The 16,582-nt window shown below is 65.2% G+C and carries 13 protein-coding genes; 7 read left to right on the top strand and 6 right to left on the bottom strand.

Annotation, left to right across the window (positions count from 1 at the left end; genetic code table 11):
* Window positions 1–29: 29 nt before the first annotated feature.
* The 6 genes from HRQ64_RS18720 (at window position 30) to HRQ64_RS18745 (ending at window position 9,825) form a co-directional block, all read left to right on the top strand.
* On the top strand, window positions 30–1,199 hold the full coding sequence (locus HRQ64_RS18720; protein ID WP_172125607.1) for an ADP-ribosylglycohydrolase family protein: 1,170 nt from the start codon (window positions 30–32) through the stop codon (window positions 1,197–1,199).
* Between the two features lie 76 nt (window positions 1,200–1,275).
* Entirely contained in the window at window positions 1,276–3,372 is a 2,097-nt protein-coding gene (locus HRQ64_RS18725; RefSeq protein WP_172125609.1) for an ADP-ribosylglycohydrolase family protein, read from the top strand.
* A 129-nt stretch (window positions 3,373–3,501) separates the two neighbouring features.
* Window positions 3,502–4,560, top strand: coding sequence for a sn-glycerol-3-phosphate ABC transporter ATP-binding protein UgpC (gene ugpC / locus HRQ64_RS18730; protein WP_172125611.1), 1,059 nt, complete (start codon window positions 3,502–3,504; stop codon window positions 4,558–4,560).
* Between the two features lie 222 nt (window positions 4,561–4,782).
* A complete protein-coding gene (locus tag HRQ64_RS18735) occupies window positions 4,783–5,988 on the top strand; it encodes a CoA transferase (RefSeq protein ID WP_172125613.1) in 1,206 nt (401 codons plus the stop codon).
* Window positions 5,985–6,806, top strand: a complete 822-nt coding sequence (locus HRQ64_RS18740; protein ID WP_172125615.1) for an aldolase/citrate lyase family protein — start codon at window positions 5,985–5,987, stop codon at window positions 6,804–6,806. Before HRQ64_RS18735 ends, HRQ64_RS18740 begins: the two co-directional genes overlap by 4 nt.
* A 136-nt stretch (window positions 6,807–6,942) precedes the next feature.
* Window positions 6,943–9,825 (top strand): EAL domain-containing protein, encoded by a 2,883-nt coding sequence (locus HRQ64_RS18745; protein ID WP_172125617.1) that lies wholly within the window; start codon window positions 6,943–6,945, stop codon window positions 9,823–9,825.
* A 36-nt stretch (window positions 9,826–9,861) separates the two neighbouring features.
* Here the strand turns inward: HRQ64_RS18745 and HRQ64_RS18750 are convergent, their stop codons facing one another.
* Window positions 9,862–10,569, bottom strand: coding sequence for a L,D-transpeptidase (locus HRQ64_RS18750; protein WP_172125619.1), 708 nt, complete (start codon window positions 10,567–10,569; stop codon window positions 9,862–9,864).
* 241 nt (window positions 10,570–10,810) lie between these two features.
* Between HRQ64_RS18750 and HRQ64_RS18755 the strand changes: the two genes are divergently transcribed.
* The gene (locus HRQ64_RS18755; RefSeq protein WP_172125621.1) at window positions 10,811–11,320 is read left to right on the top strand and encodes a lipocalin family protein; all 510 of its coding nucleotides are present in this window, start codon (window positions 10,811–10,813) and stop codon (window positions 11,318–11,320) included.
* Here HRQ64_RS18755 and HRQ64_RS18760 read toward each other — a convergent pair whose 3' ends face one another.
* From HRQ64_RS18760 to HRQ64_RS18780, 5 genes are read right to left on the bottom strand one after another with little or no spacing between them, the layout of a single operon-like run.
* Window positions 11,321–12,019, bottom strand: a complete 699-nt coding sequence (locus HRQ64_RS18760; protein WP_172125623.1) for a FadR/GntR family transcriptional regulator — start codon at window positions 12,017–12,019, stop codon at window positions 11,321–11,323.
* An 11-nt stretch (window positions 12,020–12,030) separates the two neighbouring features.
* Window positions 12,031–13,062 carry a four-carbon acid sugar kinase family protein gene (locus HRQ64_RS18765; protein ID WP_172125625.1) on the bottom strand — a complete coding sequence of 344 codons (1,032 nt, stop codon included), beginning with the start codon at window positions 13,060–13,062 and terminating at the stop codon, window positions 12,031–12,033.
* The gene (locus tag HRQ64_RS18770; RefSeq protein ID WP_172125627.1) at window positions 13,059–14,675 is read right to left on the bottom strand and encodes an ABC transporter ATP-binding protein; all 1,617 of its coding nucleotides are present in this window, start codon (window positions 14,673–14,675) and stop codon (window positions 13,059–13,061) included. Before HRQ64_RS18770 ends, HRQ64_RS18765 begins: the two co-directional genes overlap by 4 nt.
* Complete coding sequence (locus tag HRQ64_RS18775; protein ID WP_172125629.1) at window positions 14,668–15,591, bottom strand: ABC transporter permease; 924 nt, start codon at window positions 15,589–15,591, stop codon at window positions 14,668–14,670. The genes HRQ64_RS18770 and HRQ64_RS18775 overlap by 8 nt, the downstream gene beginning before the upstream one ends.
* 11 nt (window positions 15,592–15,602) lie before the next feature.
* The gene (locus tag HRQ64_RS18780; RefSeq protein ID WP_172125631.1) at window positions 15,603–16,517 is read right to left on the bottom strand and encodes an ABC transporter permease; all 915 of its coding nucleotides are present in this window, start codon (window positions 16,515–16,517) and stop codon (window positions 15,603–15,605) included.
* Window positions 16,518–16,582: the final 65 nt, after the last annotated feature.

The following is a 16,582-nucleotide window of genomic DNA, read 5'->3' on the forward strand; positions in this document are numbered from 1 at the left end:
GAAGACTTCAACTGAAAGTGCCCAAACAAATGACCAAATCCCTCCAATCGCGTATTCGCGGCATGTTGCATGGCGTGGCGCTGGGCGACGCGCTCGGGGCGCCGGTGGAAAAGCTTTCGGCCGCGCAGATCCGCGAACGCTATGGACGGGTCACTTCGGTGATGACGCGCTGGCACAAGATGGATTTGCCGCCCGAGCAGCGCAATCACCGGGTGCGGGGGGACGGGATCGTCACCGACGATACGCTGATGACCCTGGCGGTGATGCAGATCTATGCCGAGGAGCGCCGGCATCTCGATGCCTGGGACATGGCCGACGGCATGGTGCGCCAGATTGCCTGGACCCCACGCTGGGTGCCCGAATTGCAGCGCGAAGCCATGCTGATCGACCGGCTGTTTTATCCGGAAAAGTGGATTTTCCAGCGCCATCAGCTGTCCAATTGCGATCCACGCCAAGGCGGGATCGGGAACATGGTGAACTGCGGGGCCGCGATGTATATCGCCCCGATCGGGGTCGCCAATGCCGCCGATCCCAAGGGCGCCTATGACGAGGCGATCGCCTTTGCCGCCGGGCACCAGGAAAGCTATGGGCTGGAGGCCGCGGGCGTCGTGGCAGCCGCAGTGGCGGCCGCCTTCGTGCCGGGCACGACGATTGATGCGATCGTAGATACCGTGATCGGACTGGCCAAGGATGGCACGCGCGATGCCATCATCGATATTGCCGCCTTGGCGCGCCAGCTGCGCGGCACTGGCGCAGATCATGCGGCAGTGTGCGACGCCTTTCATGGGGCAATTGCGCGCTATTCGGTGATGGGTGACGACGTCAACCACAGCGCCGCCAAGGTCGGGCGGCTGAGCGATGCCTATCGCCCCTCGCGGCTGCAGGCAATCGAAGAGCTGCCGCTGGCGCTGGGCTTTTGCCTCCTCAACAACGGCGCGTTCCGCCCCTCGATCGAGGACGGGATCAATTCGGGCCGGGACACCGATTCCATCGGGGTGATGGCCGGGGCGATCCTGGGCGCGATGCATGGCGAAGCGGTGATCGAGGCCGAGGACCGCGCGCAGCTCGACCTGGCCAACCGGCTCGACCTGTTTGCGGCCGCCGATGCGTTCGCCGCCGTGGTCGAGGACATGCTGGCGGCGGACCGAAAAGCAATGGAGGCGCGCTGGGTGGCCAGGGCGGAACTGGGTTTGGCCTGATGTGAACTCTGTCCGGCTCGCCGCGCGCCGCGGTTGAGCATCTCATCCAGTCTCTTCAGTATTCGAAAGTTCAAGCATGCTGTCCGAAACGCAAATCCTCGAAAAGATCTATGCCGGCTTTATCGGCAAGGCCATCGGCGTGCGCCTGGGCGCGCCCGTCGAGCCCACGATCTGGAGCTATGAGCGCATCCAGAAGACCTATGGCGAGGTGACGCAATATCTGCGCGACTTCAAGAATTTCGCCGCCGACGACGACACCAATGGCCCGGTGTATTTCATCCGGGCGCTGCGCGATTACGGGCTCAGGGCAACGGCCGCGGATGTGGGCAAGACCTGGCTCAATTATGCCGCCGAAGAGCATGGCATGTACTGGTGGGGCGGGTTTGGCGTGTCCACCGAGCACACCGCTTATCGCAATTTGCGGGCCGGCATCCCTGCGCCGCAATCGGGCTCGATTGCCCAAAACGGCACGACGGTGGCCGAGCAGATCGGCGGGCAGATCTTTATCGATAGCTGGGGCTGGGTGAACCCGGGCAATCCGCAGCGCGCAGCCGACATGTCGGCCATGGCCGCTTCGGTGGCCCATGATGGCGACGGGCTCAACGGCGCGCGGTTCTGCGCGGCAGCGATTGCGGCGGCGTTCGAAGCCAAGAGCATCGACGAGATCATCGCGGCGGCGATGTCCACGATTGATCCGGCTTCCACTTATGCGCGGGTGTGCCAGGCGGTGATCGACTTCCACCGCGCCAACCCGGACAACTGGCGCGCCTGCCGCGAGATGCTGGAAGCCGAATGGGGCTATGACCGCTATCCGGGCGTTTGCCACATCATCCCCAATGCCGGCGTGACGATCATGGCCATCCTTTACGGGAAGGGCGACCTGCCGCGCACGGCCGAAATCGCGACCATGGCGGGCTGGGACACCGACTGCAATGCGGGCAATGCGGCGGCGATCGTTGCGACCTTCCAGGGCCTGCATGAGGGCTGGGACAAATATCGCAAGCCCATCAACGATTTCCTTGTTGCCTCGGGCATTGTGGGCACGATCAACATTGTCGATATCCCGAGCTTTGCCCGCGAGCTGACCGTGCTGGCGCTGCAGCTGGCCGGCCGCGAAGTGCCCGAGCTCTGGATCGAGGACATGACGCGGCGCGGGTTGCGCTTTGACTTCGATCTGCCCGGCTCGACCCATGGCTTCCGCAGCGATGGCACCAACCAGATCTCGGTCAAGCATTCCGCTGAGCGTCACGTCGAGGGCTCGCGCGGTTCGCTTGAAATCCAGCTCGATCGCCTCGAGCGCGGGCAGGGCGGACGCGTATTCTGGAAGCCTTTTTATCGGCGCACGGATTTCGACGACGAGCGCTATCGCCCGATGTTCTCGCCGGTGGTGGATGGTGGCCAGACGGTCAGCTTCAAGCTTTGGCTCGACCCCTGGAATGGCGACGGCAATCTGCGGGTGGTGCCTTATGTGCGCCGCACCATGAGCGGGGCGATCGAGGAAGTGGGCGCCTGGGATGTGCCATCGGCCACCGGTTGGCAGGATTACAGCTTTGCGGTGCCCGAGGGGGTCGAGGCGATCGACGAGATCGGCATTTCCATCGAGTATTTCGGCCGGCTCAAATTCCTGGGTCGCCTGTTCCTCGCCGATTTCAGCGTTGGTGGTGCGGGTCACACCGTGATCGAGCCGGAAACTGAAGTGCAGGAATGGGGTGCCATTTCGCGCTTCACCTATAATAGGGGGCACTGGACCAAGAGCTTTGGCCGCATCCAGGGCCATACGGCGGGTGATGCCGATATGTGGACCGGCCATTATTATAGCCGCGACGTGACGGTGAAGGCCGATATCCAGCGCCTGTCGGGCATCTCGCAGCTGGTGAGCGCGCGGGTGCAGGGCACCGGCCGGTTCTATGCGGCGGGTCTCGAGGGCGACGAGGTCGTGATCCTCAAGGAGGATTTCGGCAGCACGGTGCTGGCGCGGGCGCCGTTCAAGGCGGAAACGGGCAAGAGCTACGACATCGCATTCACCGTGCACGGCGACCAGCTCAGCCTTGCCGTTGACGGGCAGCAGCTCGTGACCGCAACCGACGCTGACTATGCCTATGGCATGGCCGGGCTGCGGCTGGCTTCGGCCGGGCGGATGAGCGTGGGCCGTTTCGAGATCGTCGAGGGGTAAGGAACCCCTCCCAACCCTCCCCGGGTGGGGGAGGGTGTCTGCCCCGTGGCTGGGGTTTAATCCTGCCAAGGCTTTGGCCCGTGCGCTCCCAGTGAGCGCCGGGCCAGGGGAATCTCAAGGAGAGACCGCATGTCGGAAATCGAACTCAAGCATGTCGGCAAGCGCTATGGCGATGTCACCGTGCTCAATGACATCTCGCTGGAAATGGCGGATGGCGAATTCGTCGTGCTCGTGGGCCCGTCCGGCTGCGGCAAATCCACCCTGCTGCGCATGATTGCGGGGCTGGAGGATATCACGGCGGGCCAGATCACCATTGGCGGCAAGATCGTCAACAACATGCCGGCCAAGGAACGCGACATCGCCATGGTGTTCCAGAGCTATGCGCTTTATCCGCATATGAAGGTGGCGGACAATATGAGTTTCTCGCTCCGGCTGGCGGGTACCTCCAAGGCCGAGATCAAGAGCCGCGTCGCCGCTGCAGCCGAGATTTTGGGGCTGGAAAACCTGCTCGACCGGTTGCCGCGCGAGCTGTCGGGCGGGCAGCGCCAGCGCGTGGCCATGGGCCGGGCCATTGTGCGCGACCCCCGCGCTTTCCTTTTTGATGAGCCACTCTCCAATCTCGATGCCAAGCTGCGCGTAAAAATGCGCGGCGAGATCAAGCGGCTGCATCAGCGGCTGGGCAAGACCATGGTTTATGTGACCCACGACCAGACCGAAGCCATGACCATGGCCGACAAGATCGTGGTGCTCAATGGCGGGCGGATCGAGCAGGCCGGTGCGCCGCTGGAGCTCTACAACAACCCCGCTAACCTCTTTGTCGCGGGCTTTATCGGCTCGCCCGAGATCAACCTGCTTGAGGCGACTTACACCGGCGGCACCGAGATCGCGATCAAGGGCGGCCAGTCGATGCCGCTCGGCACCGCCCTCGACGTGTCGGCGGGCACTGCGATCACCTATGGCGTGCGGCCCCAGCATATCACACTGGGCGCGAGCGGCGTTCCGGCCGAGGTACTGGTGGTGGAGCCCACCGGCGACGCGCAGGAAGTGCTGGCGCGGGTGGGCGAGGAAGACGTTTCGGTGGTGGTGCGCGACCATCCCCTGCTGACGCCGGGCGAAGTGGTGCAGCTGGTGATCGATCCAGCCAAGCTGTTTGTGTTCGATACCAAAACCGGGCTGCGGTTGCGGTAAGTTCAGGGCAGCACGCACGCGGGTGGGTGCTTGGACCTCCCTTCCCTTGGGGAGAGGGTTGGAGGAGGCATCAGTGGTCGGCCCGGCGACCCCACCCTTGATCCCTCCACTCAAGGGGGAGGGGAGGGGAGGGCAGGAGCCGGGAGTTGGGTGGGGGTTACCCTTCGCCGGAGACAGAAAGACGACGGGCCCGGTGAGGGCTCAGTTAGATTGGTTGAATTGATGACGCATGCGCAAAAGGCCTTTGACCCAACAGCAACCGGGCCGCTCGACGGCATCCGGGTGCTGGATCTGTCGCGGTTGATGGCGGGCAATATGCTCAGCCTGCAACTGGCCGATTTTGGTGCCGATGTGGTCAAGATCGAGCCGCCAGAAGGGGACCCGCTGCGCGACTGGCGTGATGACGGACATTCGCTGTTCTGGAAGACCTATGGGCGCAACAAGCGCTCGGTGGCGCTCAATTTGCGGCAGGCGCCGGCAATGGCGGCATTGTGGAAATTGATCGAAACGGCTGATGTGCTGATCGAAAACTACCGGCCGGGAACGCTGGAAAAGATGGGGCTGGCGCCCCAGGCGCTGCTGGAGCGCAATCCCGACCTGATCGTGGTGCGCATTTCCGGGTTCGGGCAGACCGGGCCTTATGCGCAGTTCCCCGGCTTTGGCACCATCGTGGAAGCCATGAGCGGCTTTGCCGACCGGACGGGCTTTCCCGATCGCGAGCCGGTGCTGCCGCCGCTGGCGCTGGCCGATATGATCGCTGGCATCTATGGGGCTTCGGCCACGACCATGGCGCTTTATGCGCGTCAGGCCGGAACGGCGCGCGGGCAGGTCATCGACCTTAGTCTGCTCGAGCCGATGTTTTCGGTGCTTGGTCCGGAAGCGGCCATTCATGCGGTGACGGGCAAGATCAAGCAGCGGGTGGGGAGCGCCTCCAACACCGCATCGCCCCGCAATGTCTACCAATGCGCCGACGGCAAGTATCTGGCGCTGTCGGGCTCGACCCCGGCGGTGGCGCGGCGAATTTTCGAGATCATCGGGCGGGCCGATATGAACGAGGATCCGCGCTTTGCCAACAATTCCGAGCGGGTCAAGCACCGCGCCCTGGTGGACGAGGCGGTGGGTGCCTGGTTTGCCCAGCGCCCGAGCGAAGAAGCGCTCGCGGTCATGCGCCAGTCCGGCGCGACGGTGGGGCCCATCTTCAACATTGCCGATGCCATGGCCGATCCGCATTTTGCCAAGCGCGAAATCATCGTCGAGGTGGAGGACGAGCAGTTCGGCCATTTGCCCATGCACGATATCGTGCCGCGCCTCTCCGGCACGCCGGGCGTGTGGCGGCGGCCGGCGCCAGGCCTTGGCGAGCACAGCACCGAAATCCTGCGCGAAGCGGGGCTGGACGAGGCGGCGATTGCTGCAGCGGTGACGCCGTGATCCGCTCGCTGCTCTATGTGCCGGCCCATGCCGAGCGCTTCATCGCCAAGGCGCATCAGCGCCAAGCGGATGCCATCATCCTTGATCTCGAGGATGCCGTACCGCCCGAGCACAAGCTTGCCGCCCGCGAAGGGCTCGGGGCGAGCGTGCCCAGCGTCGGGCAGGCGGGCGCGCAGGTGTTCGTGCGTATCAATGCCGCAAGCATCGAAGATGCACTCGCAGCGTGCAGGGCCGGAGCAGTGGGCCTCTTGGTCCCCAAGGTGGAGCGCGCGGCAGATCTGGAGCGGCTGGGTGAAGCCCTAGAGCCGACGGAGCGTGAACTCGGGCGCAGCCCCATGAGCCTCGTGGCCATTCTGGAAGACCCCGGCGCTGTGCTTGAGGCACGGGCTATTGCGCGCGCGCCCCGGCTGCTGGCGCTGGCGACGGGCGGGGAGGATCTGGCGCTGGCGCTGGGCGGCCAGCCCACGCCCGACGTGCTGCGGTTGCCAAAGCTGCTGGTGCATTACGCCGCCAAGGCACAGGGATTGCTCTCCTGGGGGATGCTGCGCAGCGTGGCTGATTACACCGACCATGAGGGGATCAGCGCGGCGGCGCGCGAAGCGCGCGAGCATGGCTTTGATGGCGCCACCTGCGTGCATCCGGGCGTCGTGCCCTTGCTCAATGCGGGTTTCGCCCCGAGTGCCGAGGAGCTGGCCTGGGCCCAGCGCGTCGTCGTGGCCGCTGAACAGGAGAGTGGAGCCTTTGCGCTGGATGGCCGCATGATCGACGCGCCAGTTATTGCGCGCGCCCGAGCGCTGCTCGCAGTAACAAAGCCGTGACAGTTTAGTTATCCCACTGAAACATCTATAATTGTCCGCCCGCCGATCCAAGTTGCCGCCGAAGTCGACATTTGGATTCAGGGTTTTGCAATGGCTTTGCACTAGAAGGGAGTGCTTGAGGGGCCAGTTAAGCTCAATGTTGCGCGTCTATTCCGGTATCGTCGACAATCATGATCCGGCCTATGTCGCGCTCGCGGCCATTATTTGCATCCTGAGCAGTTTCACTGCTGTCGGCCTGGCCCAGCGGGCCATCGGCGCCAAGGGGCAGGACCGCGTTCTATGGCTGTTGGCGGCGGGCGTGGTCACCGGCGCGGGGGTGTGGACCACCCATTTCACTGCAATGCTCGGGTTTCTGCCGCAGGCAGGATTGCATTTCAATCCGCGCGAGGCGCTGGTTTCGGTCGGGCTCTGCTTGGTGCTGACGATGCTGGGCTGGATTGTTGGTTTTGCCAATCCGCAGCGGGCACGTGGTCTCCTGGCGGGCGTGCTGATCGGCGCGGGACTGGCGATCGCCCATTTCTTTGACATGACAGCGCTGCATGGCGCCGAGATCGTGCGGATTGATTACGGTTTGTTGGCGATGGCGGTGATCGGGGGCATCGCGATCACCGCGCTTGCGGGCCCGCTGCTGCAGCGCTTCGCCCAGGCGACGCTGGCCTGGCCCGCGGGTGCGGCCCTGGCGCTGGGGGTTTTGTTTCTCCATTTTGTTGCCAGTGCGGGCATCGAGCTGGCCCCATTGACGGGGCTGCCGGCCCGGCCGGAGCTGAAGCTGGCGGGTGTCGGAGGGGTGCTGGTTGGAGGGAGCCTGCTGCTGCTCGCTTCGGCGCTGACGCTGGTGTTTCATCACCGGCGCCTGGCGGATGTCACGGCTGCCGATGGCAAGCGGCTGGCCTCGGCGCTCGAGGCGCTGCGGGGCAGCGAAGCCCATCACCGGGCCTATATCGAGCTCAATTCCCAGATTCAGTGGCTGTCCGATGCCAATGGACGGGTGCTCGAGATGGGGCCGCGCTGGTGGGAGTGCGTGGCGGTGTCGCGCGAGCAAAGTATTACCGAGGGTTGGCTCAATGCCATGCATCCCGATGACCGCGAGCCGGTGCGCGCGCTGTGGGCGCGGGCGGTTCGCACTGGCGACGGGAGCATTGCCGATGTGCGCTATCGCGTGCGGTTTCGCGATGGCAGCTATCGCTGGTTTCGGGCCCGGGCCCGGCCGCTGCGCGACGAAGCCGGCACGGTGCTGCGCTGGTATGGCTCGCTCGAGGATATAAACGATCAGGTGGCGGCCGAAATGGCGCTGCGCCGCAGCGAAGAGCGCTATCGGCTGGCGTCCGAAGCGACCAACGACATCATCTGGGATTATGACGTAGAGCGCGATCGCACCACCTGGACCGGGATTGCGGGCAAGGTTCTGGGTTATCCCGAACTGGCGCAAGGCACTACTATCGCCTGGTGGGCCGACAAGGTGCATCCCGAGGATCGCGGTGCGCTGGTGGGGATGGAAAAGCCGCTCGGGCGGGACGGGCAAGGGCAGAATACCCAGGAATACCGGTTCCGCGCGGTGAATGGGGATTATATCTGGGTCTCCTCGCGCCGGGTGCTGGTGCCCGATGCTTCTGGCAAGCCCGTGCGGTTCGTTGGCTCCATGCTCGATATCACCGCGCGCAAGCAGGCCGAGACCGAGCTGCAATGGGCGGCGTTCCATGATCCGCTGACGGGGCTGCCCAACCGGGCGCTGTATGCCCAAAGGCTCGATGCGGCGCTGGAGCGGGCGCGTGGCACCGGCGAGATGGTGGGCTTGCTGGTGTTTGACCTCAACAACTTCAAAACGCTCAACGACACGATGGGTCATGCCGCGGGCGATCGGCTGCTCAAGGAGATCGCCAGCCGGCTGGTAGCCGCAGCGCCTGAGGGGGTAACCGTCGCGCGGCTGGGCGGCGATGAATTTGCGGTCATCTCACCGGGCCTTGCGGCCGAGGATCTGCGCATGGAAGTGGCGCGGCAGCGGCTTGGCCCGCTTGACCAGCCCGTTGCCATTGACGGGCTGCAGATCGCGGTCAGCTATTGCGCGGGAGGCGCGGTGTTTCCCCGGGATGCGCAAAGCGCGGGCGAGCTGCTGCGGGCGGCGGATCTGGCGCTTTATGCCGCCAAGGCGGATTTGCCCGGAACGATCCGGGGCTTCCAGCCGCAGATGCTGCAGGCCTCCGAAGCGCGAGCCAGGGCGCTGGCCAATGCACGCAAGGCGCTCGATACCGACGCTATCGTGCCGTTCTATCAGCCCAAGCTGTGCCTGCGCTCGGGGCAGGTGACCGGTTTTGAGGCGCTGCTGCGCTGGCATGACCAATCCGGGTTGCAGCCGCCGGCCAGCATTGCCGCCGCATTCGATGATGCCCAGCTCTCGGTCGAGATCACCGATCGCATGCTCGACCGGGTGCTGGCCGATTGCGTGGCGTGGCGTGAAGGTGGGCTGGAGGTTGGCCGGGTGGCGCTCAACCTGTCGGCGGCGGATCTGCGCCAGCGGGGACTGGCGGAACGGGTGCTGTGGCGGCTCGACAATGCGGGACTGCCGGGAAGTGTGCTCGAGCTCGAAGTCACCGAATCCGTGCTGATCAGCCAGATGGGCGGGCATGTCAGCACGCTTGAAAAGCTGCAGCAGGCGGGTGTCACCATTGCGCTCGACGATTTCGGCACGGGCTATGCTTCGCTCACGCATTTGCAGCAGTTCAAGGTGGATGTGCTCAAGATCGACCGCTCTTTTGTGGAGCTGATCGGCTCGAGCGAGCGGCGCGACACGGCGGTGATCAATGCGGTGCTGGAAATGTCCCGCAGCATGGGCATCACCACGGTGGCCGAGGGCATCGAGCGGCGCGAGCAGGCCGAATTTCTGCACGAGCGCGGCTGCGATCTTGGCCAGGGCTATCTGTTTTCCCGGCCCATTCCCGCCAGCCGGGTTCCCGACCTGCTCGAGCAGTTGGAGGAGCGCCGCTGGGAAGCGGCGCTCCGGGCCGACCAGACCGCCGGCTAAGGGGCTGCGCCAGGCGGCAGCCCCATGCTGCGGGGATCAGGCGACGACGAGCGGGGCGCCGCTTCGAACATGATCATAGAGATGGATGATGTCCTGAGGCAGCATGCGGACGCAGCCGCTGGATACGGCCTTGCCGATCGTCGTCTCGTCCTGGTTGCCGTGGATGCGGTAGATCGTGTCCCGGTTGCCCTGGTGGATATAAAGCGCGCGGGCGCCGAGGGGATTGTCCGGTCCCGGCTCCATGCCGTGGCGGTATTGCTCGAGTTCGGGGTGGCGATCGATCATTTCGGACGGCGGCGTCCAGCGCGGCCAGGCGCGCTTATAGGCGATATGGGCACGCCCCGACCATTCAAAGCCAGCAGCACCGATGCCCACGCCATAACGGGTGGCGCGACCGTTTTCGCCCACATGGTAAAGGAAGCGATCGGTGGTATCGACAATCACCGTGCCGGGCTTTTCCCCGGTGGGATCGTCCACCTCCTGGCGCCAATAAACGGCTGGCACCAGTTCCATGCGCGCCGCGCGAACGGGGTAAAGGTCATCGGTGATGGCCCCATACATGGCCTGTACGTCAGGGGGCACGCTGGTGGGCAGGGGCTTGGCTGCGGGCGGTGCATTGGGGGCGCTGATTGCAGAGGCGGCAACGAGGCCCGGGGCAGAGCTGGTGCATCCCGCCAGTCCCAGCCCGGCAAGGGCTGCACCTCCGGCCAGAAAGCTGCGTCTGCTCAATACGGGGCTCGTCATTGGACCATCCTTGGTTCTTTGTGGTTTTGCCGGGGCTGACCCGGATGGAAAGAAAGGTCAGTACTGTTGACGCAGCGCAAAGGGCAGGCCCCTCAAACGATCGTGTGCTCTTTAGGGGCAGATGGGGGAAAGGTGAGGTTTTGCGGCAACGGTTTGGCGCGCTAAGGGCCGCAAAGTGGCCGGTTTGTCGCAGGGGGAACGTTGCCGGCGGGGTGGCGTTGGACCGGGCAAGGAGTGTCCCATGAGTGATGTAACCACGATCCCCAAGCTCGATCTCAACCGCTATCTCGGCCGCTGGTATGAAATCTGCCGGCTGCCGCTCAAATGGGAGGACGAGACCGCCACCGACATCACCGCGACCTATTCGCTGACCGATGGGGGCAAGGTGCGGGTGGACAATCGCTGCTTTGATGCGGAAGGCAAGCCGAGCCAGGCTCTGGGGGAAGCCACACCGGTCGATGACAGCAAGGCCAAGCTCAAGGTGACGTTTCTGCCGGGGTTCATCCGCTGGCTGCCGTTCACCAGCGGGGATTACTGGGTGCTCAAGCTCGATCCCGACTACCAGGTGGCGCTGGTGGGCGGCCCGGACCGCAACAATCTTTGGGTGCTGGCGCGTGAGCCGCAACTGCCCGAGGCGGTGCTCGAGGATTATCTCGCGGAAGCACGCCGGCAGGGCTTTGACCTCAGCAAGCTGATCACGCCGCGCCATACCGGCCGCCAGGTCACCGACGCGATGGTCGAGGCGCAGTAGCTAACGGCGTGGCTCGAACAAGCGATCGCGCGAGCCGGAGAGGTGGGTTTTCATCATCTGGCGCGCGCCCTCGGCATCGCCTGCGCGAATGGCGTCGTAAATGGCGGTGTGTTCGGTGAATACATGCGCGAGCCCATCGCTGGTGCTGCGCAACGACATGCCATGAAAGCGCATGCCCACGGCGATATGTTCTTCCAGCGCCTGCATGGCGGTTGAAAAATAGGGATTGCCCGAGGCCTTGGCGATGGCCAGGTGGAACATGAAATCGGCGTCGGCACGGTGGGCCTGCCGGTTGGTGGCGTCGCGCAGCAGATCCAGCGCGCCCCGGATTTCGGCGAGCGCCGCATCGGTGCGGCGCCTTGCGGCCATTGCCGCCCCTTCGGGCTCGATGGTGAGGCGGAAATCATAGCAGTGCTGCAGATCGGACAGGTTCTCCATCTGCCCAAAGCCCAGCGGCTCGCGCAGGCCATGGTCGCGCACAAAGCTGCCCGCGCCACGGCGCGAATAGATCAGGCCCTGGTCGCGCAGGCGCTGCAGGGCGTCGCGCACGACGGGCCGCGAAACCTGGAATTCGGCCGCCAGCGTATGCTCGGTGGGCAGGCGCTCATCGACGCCATAGGCGCCCGATTTGATGGCCCGCAACATGCGGTCGAAAACCGCGTCGGAAAGGCTGCGCCGTGCCTGGAGACCATCGGACATAGCTGTTCGTGTCACTCCCCTTGCCCCGCAACCGGGGAGGCAAGCAGACGCAGCAGCGTGTCGCTGTCACCAAAGCCCCCCGATTTGGTGATTATCGTGAAGCCGCCGCCGCGGGCAAGGGGCAGACCGGGCAAGGCTTCGCCGTCAAGGAACAGCACGCCAATGCCCATAGCCTCGAGAATGGCATGGGCGGTGGCGCCGCCCGAAAGCACGAGGCGGGTGCCCGGCGCGGGGGCCAGCCGGGCAAGGGACGCGGCCAGATTGGCGGCGACGCGGGCCGGTTCTGCCGGCTCGGTGCCCGGCATCGCCTGCAACAGGGTGAGGGGCGCGGCGGCAGGCAATTGCGCCGGCGCGATTCCGAGCGGGGCGGCGAGATAAACCAGGTCGGGCCGGCGTGCCCGCAGGGCTTCGATCTGCGCCAAGGTGATGGGGTCGGTCGAGCCGATGACGCAGATCGTTGACGCTGGTGCCGCTGCGGCGAGGTGCGGCTCGTTTGCGGTGGACCAGCTCTGGGCCAGCGCTTCCGCAAGGCCGCGGGCGCCCACCAGCAGATCATGCCCGCCGCAGGCGAGCGCGGCGGCGATATCGGCCTGGGTGACGGCGTCGGGGATAGCGGCCCTGCCGGCATGGCCGCCGAGGCGGCTCGCGACGCTGATGGGTTCAGCGAGGCCGAAGCCGCCCAATTGCCCGTCGCGCACCCAGCGGCCAAAGGCGGGGATCGCGGGAACTACCAGGGCGCTGGTATAAGTGATGGCGTCGAGTTCGGCGGGGATATTGCCCTTGAGGCGGGAGTCGACTTTTTTGAAGATCGGCAGCCCGCGGGGCAGTTCGGCGAGCGCCGCCTGGACGGCGGCCGTGGCGGCGGGTGGGTCGATCTCGCGGCTATTGGTGGATACGCCGACGATCTCGGCGCCGCTGGCCAGCGCCTCGCCTAGTCCGGCCGGCGCGAGCGCCACGGCGGTCGAGAGGCCATGCATAGCAAAGGGGGCGCTGGCATCGAGCGCCCCGGTCAGATCGTCGGCGAGCACAACCAGCCGGGTCATGCCAGGCCGGTGGTGGCGACGCGGCGCTGCGCCTGCACTTCGGGATCGGGATCGAGCGCCGCGGCAAGGAGGCGCTGGGTATAGGGGTGCGTTGGCGCCGTGAAGATCTGCTCGGTGGGGCCGCGCTCGACGATCTCGCCGGCCTTCATCACGATCACCGTATCGGCAAAGTCGCGCACAACGCCCAGATCATGGGCGATGAAGAGGAAGGAAATGCCCAGCCGTTCGCGCAGGCTGTTGAGCAGCGCAATCACCTGGGCCTGGATGGAGACGTCGAGCGCCGAAACCGCCTCGTCGCAGATGATGAGTTCGGGCTCGAGCGCAAGGGCCCGGGCAATGGCGATGCGCTGGCGCTGGCCGCCCGAGAACTGATGGGGATAGCGGGTGGCGTGCTCGGCGCCGAGGCCGACCTGTTCGAGCAGTTCACGCACGCGCGTCTGACGCTGCTTGCGGTCGGGCATGAGCTTGTGGATGTCCCAGCCTTCGGAAATCAGCTGGTAAACCGACATGCGCGGATTGAGCGACTGGGTGGGGTCCTGGAACACCATCTGGATCTGCCGGCGCACGCCCAGCAGCTCGCGCGGGCTGAGCTTGAGCAGGTCCTGCCCCTTCCAGAACGCCGCTCCGCTGTCGGCGGTTTCGAGACGCAGGATCGAGCGGGCCAGGGTGGATTTGCCCGAGCCGCTTTCACCGACAACGGCAAGGGTCTGGCCGCGCGCCAGCGTCAGGGATACGCTCTTGAGGGCGGTATATTGCCCGTAGGTCTTGCAGAGGTCGCGCGCTTCGAGCAGCACCGGCGCTTGCGCGTCGAGCAGGCGGATCTCGCCCTTGCCGGGGGCCGAGCCGATCAGCTTGCGCGTATAGGCGTGCTGGGGGTTGTGGTAGACATCGTGGACCGTGCCGGCCTCAACGATCTGGCCGCTATTCATGACGACAACACGATCGGCAATTTCGGCGACGACCCCAAGGTCATGGGTGATGAGCACGAGACCCATGCCGGTTTCGGCCTGCAATTCCTTGAGGAGCGCGAGCACATCGGCCTGGATGGTGACGTCGAGCGCGGTGGTGGGCTCGTCGGCAATCAGGATATCGGGCTTGAGCGCCAAAGCCATGGCGATCATCAGGCGCTGGCGCTGGCCGCCCGAGAACTGATGGGGGTATTTGCGCACGGCGTTTTCGGGTTCGGGAATACCGACCCGGGTGAGGAGATCGAGCGTGCGGGCGCGTGCTTCGGCGGCCGAGCGGCCATGGGCGGTCATCACCTCGCCGATCTGCCAGCCCACCGGGTAAACCGGGTTGAGATGGCCCAGCGGGTCCTGAAAGATCATGGCGATGCGCTTGCCATTGATGGCGCGGCGCTGCTCGTTGCTCATCGTCAGCAGGTTCTTGCCCTCAAAGAGGATCTCGCCCGAGGTGATATGGGCGGGGGGCATATCGAGGATGTTGAGTACGGCCGAGGCGGACACCGACTTGCCCGAGCCGCTTTCCCCGAGGATGGCGAGGGTTTCGCCGCGATTGACTGACCAGGACACATTGCGCACGGCATGAACGGTGCCGCGAGCGGTGTGGAAATCAACCGACAGGTTGTGAACCGAAAGCAGGGCCTCAGGCATCGGTGGTGCTCCGCGCTTCAAGGCGCCAGCGCTGGGCGGGATCGAGCGCGACGCGCATCCAGTTGGACAGGAGATTGAGGGCAAGTGTGGTGATGACGATCAGCAGGCCCGGCCAGAAGGCCAGCCACCAGGCCGAGGTCAGATAGGGGCGGCCCTGCGACACCATCAGGCCCCAGGTGATGTCAGGCGGCTGGATGCCGATGCCGAGGAAGGACAGCGAGGATTCGGCCAGCATCACAAAGGCGAAGTCGAGCGTGGCGATGGTGACGAGCGTGGGCGCAACCACCGGCAGGATATGGCGGAGGATAATGCGGCGGTTGGAGGCGCCCATCACCACGGCGGCCTGCACGAACATGCGCTGGCGTACTTCGAGCACTTCGGCGCGGGTCGTGCGCAGATAGATGGGGATGCGGGTGATAGCCAGAACCAGGATCATGTTGGGGATGGAGGGGCCCAGCACGTAAAGCACGATCACCGCGATGAGGAGCGAGGGGAAGCTCATGATGACGTCGGCAAGGCGCATGATGGCCTGGGAGACATGCTTGCCGAGATAGCCGGCGAGCAGGCCCAGCACCGCGCCCACCAGCATGGCGACGGCCACGGTGCCGGCGGCAACCAGCATGGTCGAGCGCGCCGCGACAACGAGGCGCGCGAGCATGGGGCGGCCAAGGCTATCGCCGCCCAGCACAAAGGCCCAGCCCCGCGCGAGGTCAAAGGGCGGGCTGTTGCGGCCGCGCAGGTTCTGGCTCGAGGCGAGATCGCCGAGCAGCATGGGGCCGAACACGGCAAAGAGGACGATGATCAGCAGTACGATGGCCGACACAAAGGCCAGCTTGTCGCGCCAGAGCATGGAGAGCAGCGGCCAGTGGCGCTGTTTTTCGCTGGGGGCGGGAGTGACGGTCGAAAGGTCCGACATGGCGCGCCTCCTCAGTGCCGAATGCGCGGATCGAGCAGGCCATAGGCGAAGTCGATCAGGATGTTCATGAGGAAAATGGCGATGGCGGTGACCATGATGGCGGCGAGTACGACGTTGAAATCGCGCTGCAGGATGGAGTCGATCATGAGCTTGCCGATGCCGGGGAAGCCGAAAATGGTTTCAACGATCACCGCGCCGTTGAGCATGGCGGCGGCCTGGTCGCCGATCACGGTGATCACGGGCAGCATGGCATTGCGCAGGGTATGGACGAAAATGATGGGGAGGTTGCGCACGCCCTTGGCCTTGGCCGTCTTGACATAGGGGGCGCTCAGCGCCGCGAGCATGGAGCCGCGCACCACCTGCACGATGAGCCCGAAGGGGCGCACAAACAGCACGGCAATGGGCAAGATCCAGTGCCAGGGCGTGCCGACGCCCGAAGTGGGCAGCCAGGCCAGGTTGATCGAGAAAATGACGATAGCGACGATGGCGATCCAGAAATCGGGGGCCGAAGCGCCGATCAGGGAGATGATGGACACCAGCCGGTCAAAGAACCCGCCGACATTGAAGGCGGCCAGGGCGCCCAGGATGATGGAGGCCACGACAACCAGCGCCATGGTGATCAGCGCCAGCGGCAAGGTCCAGGCATAGGCTTCCAGCACCACATCGATGGCCGGACGCGCCTTGCGCAGGCTTTCGCCGAAATCGAGATGCAGGAAATCCCAGACATAGCGGCCGAACTGTTCCATCAGCGGCAGGTCCAGGCCGTTGATGGCGCGGAACTGCGCCTTCATTTCCTCGGTCGCATCGATGGGCAGGAACAGGGCTGCCGGATCACCGGTGAGGCGGGACAGGAAGAAGACCAGCACGAGCAGGCCCAGGAGCGACAGCAAGCTGGCGATGGCGCGCTGCGAGATCAGTTTGGTCATGGCCGATCATCCGGTTGGAAGCGAAAGACGATGCCGGGGTTGGACCCGGCACCGCAGAGGTTGGC

Source organism: Devosia sp. 919, from assembly GCF_013185965.1.
Taxonomy (GTDB): Bacteria; Pseudomonadota; Alphaproteobacteria; order Rhizobiales; family Devosiaceae; genus Devosia.